At 58.7% G+C, this 16,804-nt stretch carries 13 protein-coding genes and 3 tRNA genes; 11 read left to right on the top strand and 5 right to left on the bottom strand.

The window, feature by feature from the left end; translation table 11 throughout:
- Nucleotides 1-104 precede the first annotated feature (104 nt).
- Genes CXK96_RS04570 through CXK96_RS04545 form a run of 6 tightly spaced genes read left to right on the top strand, consistent with a single transcriptional unit; the run spans nt 105 to nt 6,031 of the window.
- A complete protein-coding gene (locus tag CXK96_RS04570; RefSeq protein WP_102835305.1) occupies nt 105-1,187 on the top strand; it encodes an ABC transporter ATP-binding protein in 1,083 nt (360 codons plus the stop codon).
- Nucleotides 1,188-1,197: 10 nt separating this feature from the next.
- On the top strand, nt 1,198-2,295 hold the full coding sequence (locus tag CXK96_RS04565; protein WP_102835506.1) for an ABC transporter ATP-binding protein: 1,098 nt from the start codon (nt 1,198-1,200) through the stop codon (nt 2,293-2,295).
- On the top strand, nt 2,292-3,155 hold the full coding sequence (locus CXK96_RS04560) for a carbohydrate ABC transporter permease (protein WP_102835304.1): 864 nt from the start codon (nt 2,292-2,294) through the stop codon (nt 3,153-3,155). The genes CXK96_RS04565 and CXK96_RS04560 overlap by 4 nt, the downstream gene beginning before the upstream one ends.
- Before the next feature lie 10 nt (nt 3,156-3,165).
- A complete protein-coding gene (locus CXK96_RS04555; RefSeq protein ID WP_102835303.1) occupies nt 3,166-3,966 on the top strand; it encodes a carbohydrate ABC transporter permease in 801 nt (266 codons plus the stop codon).
- Nucleotides 3,967-3,976: 10 nt separating this feature from the next.
- Entirely contained in the window at nt 3,977-4,249 is a 273-nt protein-coding gene (locus CXK96_RS04550) for a DUF2160 domain-containing protein (protein ID WP_102835302.1), read from the top strand.
- Between the two features lie 42 nt (nt 4,250-4,291).
- Nucleotides 4,292-6,031: an ABC transporter substrate-binding protein gene (locus tag CXK96_RS04545; protein WP_102835301.1), complete on the top strand. Its 1,740-nt coding sequence runs from the start codon at nt 4,292-4,294 to the stop codon at nt 6,029-6,031.
- A gap of 80 nt (nt 6,032-6,111) precedes the next feature.
- Here CXK96_RS04545 and folD read toward each other — a convergent pair whose 3' ends face one another.
- Nucleotides 6,112-6,966 carry a bifunctional methylenetetrahydrofolate dehydrogenase/methenyltetrahydrofolate cyclohydrolase FolD gene (gene folD / locus CXK96_RS04540; protein WP_102835300.1) on the bottom strand — a complete coding sequence of 285 codons (855 nt, stop codon included), beginning with the start codon at nt 6,964-6,966 and terminating at the stop codon, nt 6,112-6,114.
- A gap of 270 nt (nt 6,967-7,236) precedes the next feature.
- Between folD and CXK96_RS04535 the strand changes: the two genes are divergently transcribed.
- The 3 genes from CXK96_RS04535 to CXK96_RS04525 all read left to right on the top strand — a co-directional run bounded on the left by CXK96_RS04535 (nt 7,237) and on the right by CXK96_RS04525 (nt 7,551).
- A tRNA-Arg gene (locus CXK96_RS04535) sits at nt 7,237-7,313 on the top strand.
- 31 nt (nt 7,314-7,344) lie between these two features.
- Nucleotides 7,345-7,420, top strand: a tRNA-His gene (locus tag CXK96_RS04530).
- Nucleotides 7,421-7,466: 46 nt separating this feature from the next.
- A tRNA-Leu gene (locus CXK96_RS04525) sits at nt 7,467-7,551 on the top strand.
- Nucleotides 7,552-8,352: 801 nt separating this feature from the next.
- Here CXK96_RS04525 and CXK96_RS04520 read toward each other — a convergent pair.
- From CXK96_RS04520 to CXK96_RS04505, 4 genes are all read right to left on the bottom strand, one after another.
- Nucleotides 8,353-9,318, bottom strand: a complete 966-nt coding sequence (locus CXK96_RS04520; protein WP_102835299.1) for an XdhC family protein — start codon at nt 9,316-9,318, stop codon at nt 8,353-8,355.
- Between the two features lie 222 nt (nt 9,319-9,540).
- Entirely contained in the window at nt 9,541-10,233 is a 693-nt protein-coding gene (locus CXK96_RS04515; RefSeq protein WP_102835298.1) for an RES family NAD+ phosphorylase, read from the bottom strand.
- A complete protein-coding gene (locus CXK96_RS04510) occupies nt 10,227-10,631 on the bottom strand; it encodes an antitoxin Xre-like helix-turn-helix domain-containing protein (protein WP_102835297.1) in 405 nt (134 codons plus the stop codon). The genes CXK96_RS04515 and CXK96_RS04510 overlap by 7 nt, the downstream gene beginning before the upstream one ends.
- 101 nt (nt 10,632-10,732) lie before the next feature.
- Nucleotides 10,733-12,199 carry a lipid II flippase MurJ gene (locus tag CXK96_RS04505; RefSeq protein ID WP_102835296.1) on the bottom strand — a complete coding sequence of 489 codons (1,467 nt, stop codon included), beginning with the start codon at nt 12,197-12,199 and terminating at the stop codon, nt 10,733-10,735.
- Nucleotides 12,200-12,472: 273 nt separating this feature from the next.
- Between CXK96_RS04505 and CXK96_RS04500 the strand changes: the two genes are divergently transcribed.
- Nucleotides 12,473-13,717, top strand: coding sequence for an MdtA/MuxA family multidrug efflux RND transporter periplasmic adaptor subunit (locus CXK96_RS04500; RefSeq protein ID WP_102835295.1), 1,245 nt, complete (start codon nt 12,473-12,475; stop codon nt 13,715-13,717).
- Entirely contained in the window at nt 13,714-16,794 is a 3,081-nt protein-coding gene (locus CXK96_RS04495) for an MdtB/MuxB family multidrug efflux RND transporter permease subunit (protein WP_102835294.1), read from the top strand. Before CXK96_RS04500 ends, CXK96_RS04495 begins: the two co-directional genes overlap by 4 nt.
- Nucleotides 16,795-16,804: the final 10 nt, after the last annotated feature.

Genomic DNA, 16,804 nt, shown 5'->3' with positions numbered 1-16,804 from the left:
CTTAACAACTGGAGTCTGCGCAGAGGACCGCGCGCTAGAGCGGTACAGCGTAGCTGGCATGGATATCGCTCTGGATCCTTCCATAACAACTAGAAGGATGCGGCATGTCCCTCACCCTGGAACACGTCACCAAAACCGTCGACGGTCAGCTGCACATCGACGACGCCAGCCTGAGTTTCGAACCTGGCTCGTTCAACGTGCTGATCGGTCGAACCCTGTCGGGCAAGACCTCGTTGATGCGACTCATGGCGGGGCTCGACAAGCCTACCCGGGGGCGAATCGTAATGAACGGCGCTGACGTAACCGGGGTTCCGGTACGCAAGCGCAATGTGTCGATGGTTTACCAGCAGTTCATCAACTACCCGACGTTGACCGTATACGAGAACATCGCGTCACCGTTGCGACAGGCCGGTGTGGGTAAAGCGGAAATCGAACGCAAGGTGCGCGAAACCGCCGAGATGTTGCACATCGAAGCCTTCCTGCACAAACACCCACTGGAGCTCTCCGGGGGGCAGCAGCAGCGAACTGCAATGGCGCGAGCCTTGGTTAAAGATGCCGATCTGGTCCTGTTTGATGAGCCGCTGGTAAACCTCGATTACAAACTGCGCGAGGAGCTCCGTCAGGAGATGCGCGAGCTGTTCAAAACTCGCCGCAGTATCGCGGTGTACGCAACCACTGAGCCGAACGAGGCTCTCGCGCTAGGCGGGACCGCAACCGTTTTGCATGAAGGTCGAGTGATACAGAGCGGACCGACGTCAGCGGTGTATCACCGCCCCAGCCAGGTGCTCAGTGCCGAGCTGTTCTCCGAGCCACCGATCAACCTGGTACCCGGGCGGATCGCGGCGAACGAGGTGAGTCTTCAAGACCGCATGCATTTCCCGCTCAACAGCGACCTGAGTGGGTTGGAAAAGGGCGAGTATCGCTTCGGGATTCGGCCCAGTCATATCGGTCTGGTGCCGTCCAATGACGATGATCTGGAAGTATCCGGCCTTGTCGAGCTGGCAGAAATCAGTGGCTCGGAAACCTTTCTACATGTGCGCAACGAACACCTCAGCCTGGTGCTGCACCTGCAAGGCGTACACGACTATCACGTCGATTCGCCGATCCGCGTGTATATCCCGACTCACAAATTGTTCGTCTTCGATGCCTCGGGGCGGCTGGCCCAGGCACCGTCTCGACGTGGCTGAGGGCATCGTTATGGCAGAAATTCGTTTGCAGAATCTTGCGCACAGCTATAGCAGCCAGCCGCAGGGCGCTGCCGACTATGCGATCCGTGAGATGGACCACGTGTGGGAGCAGGGCGGTGCCTATGCGCTGCTGGGTCCGTCTGGATGCGGCAAGTCGACCTTGCTCAACATCATCTCAGGATTGCTCAGCCCGTCCGAGGGCGAGGTGCTGTTCGATACGCGCAAGGTGAACACCCTGACGCCGCAGCAACGCAACATCGCCCAGGTTTTTCAGTTTCCGGTCGTCTACGACACCATGACCGTCTTCGACAACCTGGCCTTCCCGCTACGCAATCAAGGCATTGCCGAGGCTCGCATCACCAGCAAAGTGCATGAAATTGCCGAGGTGCTGGACCTCCACCCACTGCTTAAACGAAAAGCTCACAACCTGACGGCCGATGAGAAGCAGAAGGTCTCGATGGGGCGGGGCCTGGTCAGGGACGACGTCTCGGCGATCCTCTTTGACGAGCCGCTTACTGTCATCGATCCACACCTCAAGTGGAAGCTGAGACGCAAGCTCAAGCAGATCCATGAGCAGTTCAATATCACCATGATTTACGTCACGCATGACCAGCTGGAGGCGTCGACGTTCGCTGACAAGATTGCAGTGATGTACGGCGGGCAGATTGTCCAGTTCGGCACGCCGCGAGAACTCTTCGAGCGGCCCCAGCACACCTTTGTTGGTTATTTTGTAGGCAGCCCTGGGATGAACCTTATCGAGGTGGATGCCCAGGACGGAGGGGTCGGTTTCAATGGCCTGCACCTCCCGCTTTCGGGTGCGCTGGCCGCGCGCCTCCCGGGCTTGGCTACAAGTCGTCTGCAGATTGGCATCCGTCCCGAGTTCGTTCAGGTCAGCGAGGAGCCAGGTGCTGGCGCAATGCAGGCCGAGGCAGTACGTGTCGAGGATCTGGGCACCTACAAGATCCTCACGCTTCGTCTGCAAGGGCATCTGATCAAGGCGCGCTTGCCCGAGGATCAAGCGGTTCCGAAAGGTGAGGCCTGGGTGGGCTTCCCGGCGCAGTGGTTGATGCTTTACGCCGACGACAAGCTGGTGGAGGAGCTGCCGTGACCAAGACTAATGACAATCGCGCATGGTGGCTGGTCCTGCCGGTTTTCCTGCTGGTCGCCTTCAGCGCCATCCTGCCGATGATGACCGTGGTGAACTATTCGGTGCAGGACATCTTCGACTCCTCGACACGCTTCTTCGTTGGCGCGGATTGGTACCGGCAGATACTCAATGATCCCCGGCTGCACGATTCGCTGCTGCGGCAGTTCATTTTTTCGGGTTGCGTACTGTTGATCGAGATCCCGCTCGGGATTGCGGTTGCGCTGGCGATGCCGATACGTGGGCGCTGGGCTTCGCTGTGCCTGATCGTGATGGCGATCCCGCTGTTGATTCCATGGAACGTGGTGGGAACCATCTGGCAGATCTTCGGCCGCGCGGATATCGGTTTGCTGGGTTACAGCCTTCGCGAGCTGGGCATCAGCTACAACTATGCATCCAATACAAGGGATGCCTGGCTGACGGTGCTGGTGATGGACGTCTGGCACTGGACATCGCTGGTCGCGCTGCTGTGTTACTCGGGCCTGCGAGCCATTCCCGATGCCTATTACCAGGCGGCTCGCATCGACCGGGCGTCGAGCTGGGCGGTGTTTCGCTACATACAGCTGCCCAAGCTCAAGAGCGTGCTGCTGATCGCCGTGATGTTGCGCTTCATGGACAGCTTCATGATCTATACCGAGCCTTTCGTGCTCACCGGTGGTGGGCCGGGCAATGCAACGACCTTCCTCAGCCAGACCCTGACCAAAATGGCGGTCGGCCAGTTCGATCTGGGGCCGGCTGCGGCGTTCTCGCTGATCTACTTCCTGATCATCCTGCTGGTGTCCTGGTTGTTCTACACGGCCATGACCCATGGCGATCAAAAATGAGGGTCTGCTGATGAACCTGCGCAAGCGAGTCGTACTGATCGTCTACATCGCGTTTCTGATGGTGCCGATCTACTGGCTGATCAACATGTCGTTCAAGAGCAACACCGAGATTCTCGGTGGGCTGACGCTCTGGCCGCAGGGGTTCACGCTGGAAAACTACCGGGTGATCTTCACCGACCGAAGCTGGTACAGCGGCTATATCAACTCACTGTATTACGTGTGCCTGAACACGATCATTTCGCTGGCCGTCGCGCTGCCCGCCGCCTATGCCTTTTCTCGGTTTCGGTTTCTCGGTGACAAACACCTGTTCTTCTGGCTGCTGACCAATCGGATGGCGCCACCGGCCGTCTTCTTGTTGCCTTTCTTTCAGCTTTACTCATCGATCGGGCTGTTCGACACGCATATCGCCGTGGCACTCGCGCATTGCCTGTTCAATGTGCCATTGGCGGTGTGGATTCTTGAGGGGTTCATGTCCGGTGTACCCAAGGAAATCGATGAAACGGCTTACATCGACGGCTACAGCTTTCCGAAATTCTTCGTGAAGCTCTTCATTCCGCTGATTGGTTCAGGCATCGGCGTCACGGCTTTCTTCTGCTTCATGTTTTCCTGGGTGGAGTTGCTGCTGGCGCGCACGCTGACTTCGGTTGACGCCAAGCCGATCGTTTCGGTGATGACACGAACCGTTTCGGCATCGGGGATCGACTGGGGCGTTCTGGCGGCGGCCGGTGTGCTGACGATTCTGCCCGGCATGCTGGTGATCTGGTTCGTTCGCAATCATGTCGCCAAGGGCTTTGCCCTTGGCCGGGTATAGGAGACCGCAGATGAGCTGGATGGCCTGGACCACCCCTACAGCAGCCTTCTTTGCTGTGATCGGCTTGATGCTGGCGTGCATGAGCGCATGGGAACTGCGGCGTCCCTGTCTGCCGCGTAAAGGCTTTCTGCCGATCGTCACCACGCGCGGCGATCGACTGTTTATTGGACTTCTGGGCAGCGCCTATTGGCATCTTCTGCTAATCGGCCTGACCGACTGGAGCATCTGGATAGCGTCCGCGCTGTCTCTCGTCTGGTTGTTTGCAGTGATGCGCTGGGGCTGAGCCTTCGGGTTCATCCCTCCGAAAAACCCAAAGGAGGTGTGTATGTTCGAGAATAAAAACAACACCCGACATGGCATGGCGCTCGCGGCCCTGCTGACGTTGTCCGGCATTTCAGGATCGGCTTGGGCCGATGCCTATGAAGATGCGGCGAAGAAATGGATCGAATCAGAGTTCAATCCGTCGACCCTATCGCCTGAGCAGCAGATGGAAGAGCTGCGCTGGTTCATCAAAGCGGCCGAGCCGTTCCGCGGCATGGAAATCAACGTCGCATCGGAGACCATCACCACGCACGAATACGAGTCCAAGACCTTGGCGCGTGCGTTCAGTGAAATCACTGGCATAAAGCTGCGGCATGATCTGATGCAGGAGGGCGATGTCGTCGAGAAGCTGCAGACACAGATGCAGTCTGGCAAAAATATCTACGACGGCTACATCAACGACTCGGACCTGATCGGCACGCACTTCCGTTATGGCAAGGCCGTGGCTATCAGCGACATGATCGAGGGTGAGGCCAAGGACTACACACTCCCGACACTCGACCTGGACGACTTCATTGGTATCTCGTTCACCACCGGTCCGGATGGCAAGATCTACCAACTGCCGGTCCAGCAGTTCGCCAACCTCTACTGGTTTCGTGCTGACTGGTTCGAGCGGCCTGAACTGAAAAAGCAGTTCAAAGAGCGCTACGGGTACGAGCTTGGTGTGCCAGTGAACTGGTCCGCCTATGAAGACATCGCTGAATTCTTCAGCAAACACGTCAAGGAGATCGACGGGCAGCGGGTCTACGGCCATATGGACTACGGCAAGAAGGATCCGTCGCTTGGCTGGCGCTTTACGGATGCGTGGTTCTCGATGGCGGGTGCCGGCGACAAAGGGCTTCCAAACGGTTTGCCGGTAGATGAGTGGGGCATCCGCGTTGAGGATTGCCATCCGGTCGGCTCGAGCGTCGCGCGCGGTGGCGCCACCAATGGCCCTGCGGCGGTTTATGCAACGCAGAAATATGTGGATTGGATGCGTGAATACGCACCGCGCGAAGCTCAGGGCATGACCTTTTCTGAGTCGGGACCGGTTCCGGCACAGGGCAATATCGCCCAGCAGATCTTCTGGTACACCGCCTTTACGGCCGACATGACCAAGCCGGGTCTGCCGGTGGTGAACGAAGACGGCACGCCGAAGTGGCGGATGGCGCCGTCGCCAAAAGGGCCATATTGGGAGGAGGGAATGAAGCTCGGCTATCAGGATGCGGGCTCCTGGACCTTCCTGAACTCAACCCCGGAGGAGCGTCGTCTGGCTGCCTGGCTCTACGCGCAGTTCACCGTGGCCAAAACCGTGTCGTTGAAAAAGACCTTGGTGGGGCTGACGCCGATTCGTGAGTCTGACATCAACTCAGACGCCATGACCGAGGCCGCGCCAAAACTGGGCGGTCTGGTTGAGTTCTATCGCAGCCCGGCACGCGTTCAGTGGACACCGACCGGGACCAATGTGCCGGACTATCCACGTCTGGCGCAGCTCTGGTGGCAGTACATCGCCGAAGCGGCCAGTGGCGACAAGACGCCTCAGGAAGCGCTGGACGGACTTGCCGAAGCGCAGGACACCATGATGGCGCGACTGGAACGCGCCAAGGTGCAACCGAAGTGTGGGCCAAAGCTGAACGAACCACGTGACCCGGAATACTGGCTGAGCCAGCCAGGGTCGCCCAAAGCCAAACTGGACAATGAAAAACCACAAGGGCAGACAGTCAGCTACGACGAGCTGATCAAGTCGTGGGAGCAGGCGCGGTAGTCGCGATCCATGGGAAAAAAAACGGCACCCGAGGGTGCCGTTTTGCTCTAGACGCGCTTTATGTGAAGGCGTTGAAGGCTTCAGTCATGCAGGTGTTCAGCGGCATGCAGTGTGTTTTCCAACAGGCACGCACGGGTCATCGGGCCCACGCCGCCGGGAACCGGGGTAATCCAGCCAGCACGTTGCACGGCCACATCGAACTCGACGTCACCCACCAGCTTGCCGTCGGTCTGGCGATTGATTCCCACATCAATCACGATGGCCCCTTCCTTTATCCATTCACCTTTGACAAGACCCGTGATGCCGGTCGCGACCACGATCAGATCGGCGCGCTTGACGTGGTCAGCCAGGTCATTGGTGAAGCGATGCGTGACGGTTGTCGTGCAGCCTGCCAGCAATAATTCCAGCGCCATGGGCCTGCCGACAATGTTGGACGCACCTACCACCACCGCGTTGAAGCCATGTAGGTCAACGCCGGTGCTCTCGAGTAGGGTCATGATCCCTTTGGGTGTGCAGGGGCGTAGCAAAGGCATCCGCTGGGCGAGCCGGCCGATGTTATAGGGGTGGAATCCATCCACATCCTTGTCCGGACGAATGCGTTCGAGCAGTTGCGATGCATCCAGATGCTTAGGCAACGGAAGCTGCACGAGAATGCCATCGATCGAAGGGTCATCATTAAGCTGATCGATCAAGCCCAGGAGTTCATCCTGGCTGGTCGAAGCGGGAAGATCATGAGCGGTGGACTTGAATCCAACCTCCTCGCAATCCTTGCGCTTGTGCGCCACATAGACCTGAGAGGCCGGGTCCGTGCCCACGAGAATCACTGCCAGGCCAGGTACTCGTAAACCTTGCTTGGAGCGCTCGGCAACCCGGCCGGCAATATGCTGGCGGACATTGGCAGCGATCTGTTTACCGTCGATCAGTTTTGCGGTCATGACGCGTGATTAACCATCGAGAAGGACTGAAAAAGGACGCGCATTCTCGCACGGCGGCACCGTTCGGCAAAGGCGACCCGGTGGGGGATTCCCGTAACTCCTTTACCAGGCTGAATTTTTTTTGGTTTAGCTGTTGACGAGGTGAAGTCAGGCCATTAAGATTCGCCCCGCTTGTCGAGCACAGCTTGCTGCTGGGTAAGGCGGCTTTTGAAGGTCAGTCCTTCACTGGTCGGAACTTTAAGTCTGCGCTCAGCCGAATGCAGATATAAAGCGCCCGTAGCTCAGTTGGATAGAGCATCCGCCTTCTAAGCGGATGGTCGCAGGTTCGAGTCCTGCCGGGTGCGCCATTTTGGGCTCTGGCACAAGCAAGGCAATATGGTGGGCGTAGCTCAGTTGGTAGAGCACAGGATTGTGGCTCCTGCGGTCGTGGGTTCGAACCCCATCGTCCACCCCATATTCCGGAACGCCAGGCACTGCCTGGCGTTTTCGTTTAGAAGTTTGCGGACGTGGTGAAATTGGTAGACACACCAGATTTAGGTTCTGGCGCCGCAAGGTGTGAGAGTTCGAGTCTCTCCGTCCGCACCATCTGAAACGCTGAAAGCCCCGTTTATCGGGGCTTTCGCGTATTTGGGAAATAAGAATGGCGGCGCTTCGTCCATGTGTCTGCGCGCGTGAATGCCGGACTGCATTCTTCGAAATCCCCTGTGCTTCTTTACGGCTCAAAGACCATTTCTCTGCTGTGGCCGGGTTATCTATTGCCCGCTCAGCTTCCCCAGTGCTGGCCAGATGCTACATGGCCCAGCCTTTTTAGACCCAAGCTCCAGATCGGTAAACGCTGGTCAACTCTGCAGAGTGCGACGGATCGAGTCAGCCGAAGCGGCTGGATGATTGTGCGCTAGTGGCATTTTGGCTCGTTGTGCAGGCGTGACGATTAATCGAGCTGCCATCAAGGTGAAAATGTAGAGAGCAAATATGGCGCCGCGTCTATGGCTACAAGTGCCAATTCTGTCTAAAAAAGTCGTTGACAAGAATTGTTATGCACACTCATGTCTGGAAAGCTCCCTGCCCAACGTCTGCGCCGTTTCGTTTGTTAGGTAGATTTGTTTAAGTAACTGAATTAAAAGCCTTTTTGGATATGGTTGAAAACTCGACGATCTGTACCAAAGCCACGTGAGCCGGGCGTTTGAGCAAGTCATCCATCATGTGTTCACAGACTTATCCACAGCTTTTGTGGATAACGCGCGCAGGGCAAGCGCGGCGGGGCTTTCACGGATTCGCTGAAGAACTCAGATGTTTATGACAGTGATTCAATCGCAGGAAGTCACCTGTGGTTGCCTTGCAGCAGACACTGTTGCTGGCAGGGCTAATGGCGTCCAGTATCGCTTTTCAAAGCGCGTCCCGCGCTTTACCTCGATAGACCCGGAGTACATCAGCCATCACCGAGAGGGCAATTTCAGCCGGTGTCTTGCTGCCGAGATCCAGTCCGATGGGCATATGGATGCGCTCGATTTGCTGTTCGTCTAGCCCACCCACGCGTTGCAACCGTTCGGCTCGCTTGGCGGAGGTCTGTTGCGACCCCATAGCGCCGATGTAGAACGCAGGAGTTCGTACCGCCTCCATCAGCGCGAGGTCATCAATGCGTGGATCGTGCGTCAGCGCGACCACGGCGGTGGCCTCGTGACACGCGCCAGAAGCAATAAACACGGAGGGCAACACCGGCTGCACTTCGATGCCTTCGATCAGCGTGCCCTGCATTTCGTCTCGGGGATCACAGGCAATCACTTCGCAACCAAGCGCCCGAGCGAAACTGGCGCACGCCTGTGCAACAGGCGATACACCTGCGAGAAGCAGCCGAAGCGCGGGGCCGATGCGGATATCGACTTGCTCACCCTCAAGGCGGGTCTGCTCACCACCTTGGTCAGGTAGCAGTTCAGCGGCGCCAGTCGTCAGGTCTACTCGTCGCAGCAGGCGCTGTTGGCCTTGTAGAGCTGCTTGTAGCATGAGCAAGTGAGTGCGCCATGTTTCGCTCGGTGTGTGGTGCTCCACCAGCACCTGTAGGATGCCGCCGCACGGCAGCTGTAGGCGTCGTCGGTCATCATCGGTTTCGCCGTAGCGAACGATTTGGGCCGGCGCTTGTAATTCGCCTTGCGCCAGACAGGCGAGAAATTCCTCCTCGACGCAACCGCCGGACAATGAGCCAACGTGCGCACCGTCCGCCCGGGCCGCGAGGAGGGCGCCGGGCGCTCGAGGCGCCGATCCGTAAGTCGACAACACGGTACAAAACCATATGTCATGTCCTTCCGAGACCCATTTAAGCGCCTGATTGATCACCTGCAGATCAAGGTGTTGCATGTCTGTCTCCCCTGACAATTCGCCGAGGCTGAGCCGCCCGTTATGGATCGGACCCGTCCGAGGCGCGTTCTGCTGCATGGGGGCTTTGGGTTGTACGGTACTGGGAAGACTCAGGCGGAGCGTGCGCCGGACGCTTGAGCGGTTTTATCTACTGCTTTCGATATGATTCTATGCCCGAGGTGTGCCGGTTGGTCTGCAAGGTAGCCATCTTAAGGGGCGATTTCAGATCGCGGTGATCGAACTGACGCTTGAGATGCAACCGTTCCAGACCATCTCGTAATGCTCGCTTTGAATGATCGAGGTCACCGGCTTTGGGGTCATCAATGCCCAGCAATGCTGACCCGATTTGCGTACGGAGTGGTAACGCAAGCCGGGCTTTTGACCTTTTCTGAGCAGTCGCCCGAGGCGATGGCCGCTCGAATAATCCTCAGGGTCGTAGAGCGGATCCGTCATTGGGATGGGCATCGCATCGAGCATCCCGGCTTCGCTGAAGCGGCACGACAAGCCGCGAAAAACAAAGCGCTCATAGCTCAGGCCAATCACCTTCGACCAGTAGCGGTCCTGGTGATGGCGAACTTCAGCAAGCGCTGTATCCATCGTGCTGGCCAGATAAAGCACGCCAAAGCTACCGTCGCTGAAACGTGACCCGGCCGGGTTCACATGGGTAAACGGAGCAGTGGCGTATGAGCAGCCGGGAATGCCGAAGGGTATTTCAGCGCGCGCGATCAGCTCCAGATGGCCTGTCTCGTTTCGTAACCGTGGATTGGTCAGGGCTTGTAATTGGTAGAGCGTTTCGAACTCGTCGGCATCGGCGACATCATCGAACAAGGCAATGGGAGGAAACTTCGAGTTAACCAGCCGATAGGCCTGTTGCTCGACATCAGCCAGTCTGGGCAGCTGACTCGGGCTTACCACTGAGCGCCTCGCAGGCTATCGATGCGTCGGAACGTTTCGTACAGAGAGACCATGTCACCCTGAGCCATGACTTCCAGTGGTGAGCGCCCATTGAAGAACTCGTTATGGTTGGCCATCGCTGGGAAGCCATACATATTCTCCGGATTGTCGAAAACAAGCCGAAGTGCGGCATGAATGTTCAGAACGAAGCTGATGCGTTGCATCTGGTCCGGGTCGAGACTGACCGACCAACTAGCATCGCCTGACCTGGCGCGATTATGGGTGCTACGTGATATCCGAAGAATCGTGCAAGCCTGGTCGGTGGTTGCCTGCCATTTTTCCAGAATGCTCACCGCAGCCCGTAGACCGGTTGCGCACTGGTCCTTCGTGAATGCCTGTGCTTGAAGAACTGCTGCCATAGTTAAGCTGCCTGGCTGTGTCTGTAGAATTAAAAGTAGCACATCATGTATCTACAGACAAAGCTGGGTGCCATCGGGGTGAGTGGCAGCAGAAATTGCCGTCAGGCTTTTTTCATGGACCAGTACGCCGGCTTGAACAGGTCCCGTTCGCCGAGCAGCACCACGCCCACGGCGAAAGCACAGAGCACCAGGCCTATATACAGGCACAGTTGCAGTAGCCCGTGCGGGGAAGGCAACCAATGCAGTGCGGTTGCGACCACGACGGCGGTAGCGAGCCAGCGCCCGAGCACGCCGGGAGCCAGGCCTGCAGGCGACGCACGATAGACGTACAGTCCCATGAAGAGCGCCTGGAGGGTCACGCCGCTGGTAAACGCAACGGCCAGACCTTCGGCACCATATGGTCTGTAGAGCAGCGCATCGAGTCCGATCGTAAAGGCAGAACTGACCAGCATGATCACCAGAAACAACCGTGATTGATGCTGCGCCAGGAGCGCACGTCCCCACAGCAGCGCCAAGCCCATCGCAGGCAGACCGAGTGCATACAGGACCACCAGCGAGGCCGTGGCGTCGGTTTGTGTTGCGCCGAACTGCCCCCGTTCCAGTAGTACTGAGACCACCGGTTGCGGGAATGAACAGAGCACCACGGACGCCGGAACCAGAAATAGCAGTGTCGCCAGCAATCCTTTGCGAATAACGGCGCCATGGCCGCTGAGATCGCCATCGTTCCAGCTCGAGACGAAGCGAGGAAAGAGCACCGATAGCACGGACAAGGCGTAAAGCGTGAGCGGAATGGTGACGATGCGAAACGCAAACGACAGCATCGTGATACTGCCTTCTTCCAGGAAGGAGGCTAACATCCGCTCGGCAAGAATGCAGGCTTGTTGCGCCCCGGCCGCCAGCAGTACGGGTGCGAACGCGAGACCGAAGCCACCTGCATGCCCCTTTGTCTCGACTTTGCTGTCGCCTCGTAGGTACGCGATACGTCGGTGCTGTACCAGAATCAACGCCAATTGGGGCAGCAGCATGCCGATGAAGATCACCATGCCGGTAGGTTGGAACAGCAGGATGCCGACGATCGCGCCAGCGTTGAGCAGCACCGTCCGTGTCATCGGCAGGATGAACACCTCATCCATGTTCAGCAGTGCACCCTGGCAATACAAAACCGCCTGAACGGCGACCAGTACTGCGCCTACGCAGAATACGATCTGGCCGGCGGCAACCTGAGCGTCCGTCCAGCCGGGCGCCAGCATGTTCAGAATCCAATAGCTTGCAATGATGGCGACGGCACTCACGGCTGCGCCCATGAGCATGACCCGCCAATAGAGCCAGCGGCTGACGGCTTCAAACAGGGCTTCGGATTGGCTGCGTAGCTTTTGCAGGTAAGGAATCATTGCGTCGCGCAGGGCAAGGCCGAGAAAGTTCTCGAAGAACATCGGCAGGATCAGTGCGACAAATATCAGGTCCGCTTCCCAGCTCAGTCCGAAAGACTTGGCGATAAACAGGTCGCGTAGAAAACCGAGTAGAAAGCTGGCAACTGTTAACGCCAGGATGACCAGTGATGCGTTCATTCCTTGATCCTGTGCAGGCCATTATCGGACGGCCTGAAAAATAGCGGCATGCCTCATCGAACACGGGACGATTCCGCTGAGCCACATTGGTCAGCGTCCCGGCGAACGATACATAGACTGGATGGCTCAAGCATGGTTCCTGCGCCGGTATGGAGCGTTTTGCCATCGGTTCGGGTTGCTACAAAGCCTGATACGTAAAAATGCCGTAAATCCCCTTTGCGAGCGGAGCGCGACTGCTTATGGTTCACGCTCATTTTCAGGCGAACCCAGTTCATGTCCGAGGCAACTACTTCTTCTGCGGGCTCCATGCGGCGTTGGCTAATAATCGGCGGCGTGGTTGTTGTGATTGCGTTGCTGCTCTGGTGGCTATGGCCAAGCGCGGCCGAGACGCCGCCACAGCAGGCGGGTGGGCGTCCGGCTTTCGGCGCATTTGGTGGCCCCACGCCCGTGCGGGTTGCCCCGGTGGAACGAGGTGAGTTCGAGGTCTACGCCAAGGCGCTTGGCACCGTAACACCGTTGAATACCGTCAACGTGCGTAGCCGCGTGGCCGGTGAATTGGTGGAGATTCACTTCGAGGAAGGCCAGCGCGTCAAGGCCGGCGATTTGCTGGCCGTCATCGATCCCCGCGCTTATGAAGTGGCACTGCAGCAAGCCGAAGGCACCCTACAGCAAAACCGCGCTTTGTTGCAGAATGCGCAGCTGGACCTCGACCGTTACCGTGGTCTGTTCGCCGACGACAGCATTGCCAAGCAGACGCTTGATACGCAGCAGGCACTGGTCAATCAATACAAGGGAACGCTTGCAGCCAACCAGGCCGCTGTCAACGAGGCCAAACTGAACCTGCAGTTCACCAAGATTCGCGCGCCAATAGATGGCCGCGTCGGCCTGCGTCAGCTGGATCAGGGCAACCTTGTGGCGGCCAACGACACCACGCCGCTGGTGGTGATCACCCAGACCCAGCCCATCGCAATCACCTTTACGCTGCCCGAAAATGAGCTGCCGCCGGTCATCTCCCGGTTCCGCAGCGGTGAAGAGCTTTCAGTCCAGGCCTGGGACCGGGGCGAGCGCACCCTGTTAGGTGAAGGTGTACTGGAAAGTCTCGACAATCTGATCGATACCACCACTGGCACGCTGAAGATGAAGGCGCGCTTCGATAACGAGGCCGAGCTGTTGATACCCAACCAGTTCGTCAATGCTCGTTTGCGTGTGGAAACCTTGTCTGATGCGGTTCTGATTCCTTCAGCAGCGCTGCAATTCGGCTCGCGCGGCAACTACGCGTATGTCGTCGGTGAGGACTCGAAGGTTGAGCTGCGGGTGCTCGAAGTCGGCCCGAGCAATGGCGACAGGACCGTCGTGGTGAACGGTTTGAACCCCGGCGAGCGAATCGTCATGGAGGGAACCGACCGCCTGCGTGACGGCAGCGAAGTCGAAGTGGTGGATCGTCAGAAACTTGCCGACGAAGCGGCTGCAAATCCGAAGGCCGATACTCAGAGCACCAAGGAGCGTCCGGCGCGATGAACATCTCGCGGCTGTTCGTCCTTCGGCCGGTGGCCACCACCCTGACGATGATCGCGATTCTGCTGGCCGGGCTTATCGCCTACCGCATGCTGCCGGTGTCCGCCTTGCCCCAGGTGGACTATCCGACCATCCGGGTAATGACGCTGTATCCCGGAGCCAGCCCGGAGGTCATGACCAGCGCGGTGACTGCGCCGCTGGAAAGGCAGTTCGGTCAGATGCCAGGCCTGACGCAGATGTCCTCCACCAGCTCTGGCGGCGCATCGGTGATCACCTTACGCTTCTCGCTGGACGTTGAGCTCGACGTTGCCGAGCAGGAGGTCCAGGCGGCGATCAACGCGGGCAGCAATCTGCTGCCCAATGATCTGCCGGCACCGCCGGTCTATAACAAGGTCAACCCGGCTGACACGCCGGTCATGACACTGGCGGTGACCTCGGAAAGTCTGGCCCTGCCGGAGCTGCACGACCTGGTCGATACCCGCATGGCGCAGAAATTGGCGCAAATCAGCGGCGTCGGTATGGTCAGCATCGCTGGCGGCCAGCGACCAGCAGTGCGTATACGGGTCAATCCGGAGGCGCTTGCGTCTTACGGCCTGTCGCTGGCTGACGTGCGTTCCCTGGTGACCAGCTCCAACGTCAACCAACCCAAGGGCAATTTCGACGGCCCGACCCGCGTGTCGATGCTCGATGCCAATGATCAGCTGAAGACGCCGGAGGAGTACGCTGAGCTGATTCTGGCCTATGAGGGCGGCGCGACGCTGCGCTTGAAGGATGTCGCCGACATTATCGACGGGGCTGAGAATGAGCGGTTGGCCGCCTGGGCCAATGAAAGTCAGGCCGTGCTCTTGAACATCCAGCGCCAGCCCGGCGCCAACGTGATCGAGGTGGTCGAACGGATTCAGGCATTGCTGCCTGAGGTGACCGCCAGCATGCCGACCGGCCTCGATGTGGTGGTGCTGACTGATCGAACGCAGACCATCCGGGCTGCAATCACCGATGTCCAGCACGAACTGTTGATGGCGACCTTCCTGGTTGTCATGGTCACCTTTGTATTCCTCAAGCGCCTGTCGGCGACCATCATTCCTTCGATTGCAGTGCCGCTGTCGCTGATCGGCACTTTCGCGGTGATGCACCTTGCCGGTTTCTCGCTGAACAACCTGACCTTGATGGCGCTGACCATTGCGACGGGATTCGTTGTGGATGACGCCATCGTCATGCTCGAGAACATCGCACGCCACGTGGAGGAGGGGGAGACGCCGCTGCAGGCCGCACTGAAAGGTGCCAGACAGATCGGCTTCACGTTGATCTCACTGACCTTGTCGCTGATTGCCGTACTGATTCCGCTGCTGTTCATGCAGGACGTGGTGGGGCGGCTGTTCCGCGAGTTCGCCATCACCCTGGCTGTGGCGATCCTGATTTCACTGGTGGTCTCGCTGACGCTGACGCCAATGATGTGCGCCAAGCTGCTCAAGCCCGCCGCCGTTGAAAAGGGCAAGCCCGACTGGGTCGAGCGTCTTATTGGCGGTTATTCCCGCTGGCTGACCTGGGTGCTGGGTCACCAGACCCTGACGCTGCTGGTGGCGGTGGGCACGCTCGGTCTGACGGTGGTGTTGTATCTGGCGGTGCCGAAGGGCTTCTTTCCGGTGCAGGACACCGGTGTGATTCAAGGCATCAGCGAAGCGCCGCAGTCGATTTCCTTCCGCGCCATGATCGAACGCCAGCAATCCTTGTCGCGCGTTATCCTGGCTGATCCGGCGGTGGCCAGCCTGTCGTCGTACATTGGCGTCGATGGCGACAACGTAACGCTCAACAGCGGGCGGATGCTGATCAACCTCAAGCCCCATGGCGAACGTGATGTCACCGCCAGCCAGGTCATTGATCGTCTACGTCCCGAGCTGGCGAAACTACCGGGTATCGAGCTGTACATGCAACCGGTGCAGGATCTGTCGATTGAGGACCGGGTCAGCCGTACGCAGTTTCAGTTCAGCCTGGAATCACCCGACGGTGAGCTGTTGCAGGAGTGGACGCCACGCCTGGTGGCAGCGTTGCGTGAGCGCCCGGAGCTGACCGATGTGGCCAGCGACCTGCAAAGTGATGGGTTGCAGATCTTCCTGGATATCGACAGAGATACCGCGGCCCGCTTGGGGATCGAGATATCGGCGATAACCGATGCGCTGTATGACGCCTTCGGCCAGCGGCAGATTTCAACGATCTTCACCCAGGCCAGCCAGTACCGCGTTGTGCTCGAAGCAGAGGCAGGCAACCGCCTTGGCGCGCAGGCGCTGGAGCAGCTTTACGTGCAGAGCGAGAGCGGAACCCCGGTTCGGCTGTCCAGCCTGGCAACGCTGCAACAACGTAGCGCACCCCTGCTGATCAATCACATTGGCCAGTTCCCGGCCGTCACGTTGTCGTTCAATCTGGCTGATGGCGTTTCGTTGGGCGAGGCGGTGGAAGTCATCGAAAGCGTCGAGGCACAGATCGGCTTGCCGGCAGGAATCCAGAGTCGGTTCCAGGGCGCGGCCGAAGCCTTCCGCGCGTCGCTGTCGAGCACATTGCTGCTGATTTTGGCGGCAGTCGTTACCATGTACATCGTGCTCGGTGTGCTCTACGAGAGCTATATCCACCCGATCACCATTCTCTCGACGCTGCCGTCGGCTGCGGTCGGCGCCTTGTTGGCTTTGCTGCTGACCGGCAACGACCTGGGGCTCATTGCGATCATTGGGATCATCCTGTTGATCGGCATCGTCAAGAAGAACGCCATCATGATGATCGACTTTGCCCTGGACGCTGAGCGCAATCAGGGCATGAGTCCGCAGGACGCGATCTATCGCGCGGCGTTGCTGCGCTTCCGGCCCATCCTGATGACCACGCTGGCGGCGCTGTTCGGCGCGGTGCCGCTGATGCTGGCATCTGGCTCCGGTGCCGAGCTGCGTCAGCCGCTGGGGCTGGTACTGGTCGGCGGCCTGCTGCTCAGTCAGCTGCTGACGCTGTTCACCACGCCCGTGATCTACCTGTTCTTTGATCGACTGGGCAACCGGTTCGGCCGCAAGCAACAGCCTGTGCAGGAAGTGCGTACATGACCCTGGCAGC

The organism is Stutzerimonas stutzeri (genome assembly GCF_002890895.1).
In the GTDB taxonomy this organism is placed as follows: domain Bacteria; phylum Pseudomonadota; class Gammaproteobacteria; order Pseudomonadales; family Pseudomonadaceae; genus Stutzerimonas; species Stutzerimonas stutzeri_AB.
Note: the sequence above shows the minus strand (reverse complement) of the source record. Positions and strands in the feature narration are given on the sequence as shown.

Coding starts and splice junctions, on each gene's coding strand:
- CXK96_RS04520 (WP_102835299.1), bottom strand. CDS start 9,318: ATGCAACACCTTGATCTGCAGGTGATCAATCAGGCGCTTAAATGGGTC.
- CXK96_RS04505 (WP_102835296.1), bottom strand. CDS start 12,199: ATGAACGCATCACTGGTCATCCTGGCGTTAACAGTTGCCAGCTTTCTA.
- CXK96_RS04510 (WP_102835297.1), bottom strand. CDS start 10,631: ATGGCAGCAGTTCTTCAAGCACAGGCATTCACGAAGGACCAGTGCGCA.
- CXK96_RS04570 (WP_102835305.1), top strand. CDS start 105: ATGTCCCTCACCCTGGAACACGTCACCAAAACCGTCGACGGTCAGCTG.
- folD (WP_102835300.1), bottom strand. CDS start 6,966: ATGACCGCAAAACTGATCGACGGTAAACAGATCGCTGCCAATGTCCGC.
- CXK96_RS04565 (WP_102835506.1), top strand. CDS start 1,198: ATGGCAGAAATTCGTTTGCAGAATCTTGCGCACAGCTATAGCAGCCAG.
- CXK96_RS04555 (WP_102835303.1), top strand. CDS start 3,166: ATGAACCTGCGCAAGCGAGTCGTACTGATCGTCTACATCGCGTTTCTG.
- CXK96_RS04495 (WP_102835294.1), top strand. CDS start 13,714: ATGAACATCTCGCGGCTGTTCGTCCTTCGGCCGGTGGCCACCACCCTG.
- CXK96_RS04545 (WP_102835301.1), top strand. CDS start 4,292: ATGTTCGAGAATAAAAACAACACCCGACATGGCATGGCGCTCGCGGCC.
- CXK96_RS04550 (WP_102835302.1), top strand. CDS start 3,977: ATGAGCTGGATGGCCTGGACCACCCCTACAGCAGCCTTCTTTGCTGTG.
- CXK96_RS04500 (WP_102835295.1), top strand. CDS start 12,473: ATGTCCGAGGCAACTACTTCTTCTGCGGGCTCCATGCGGCGTTGGCTA.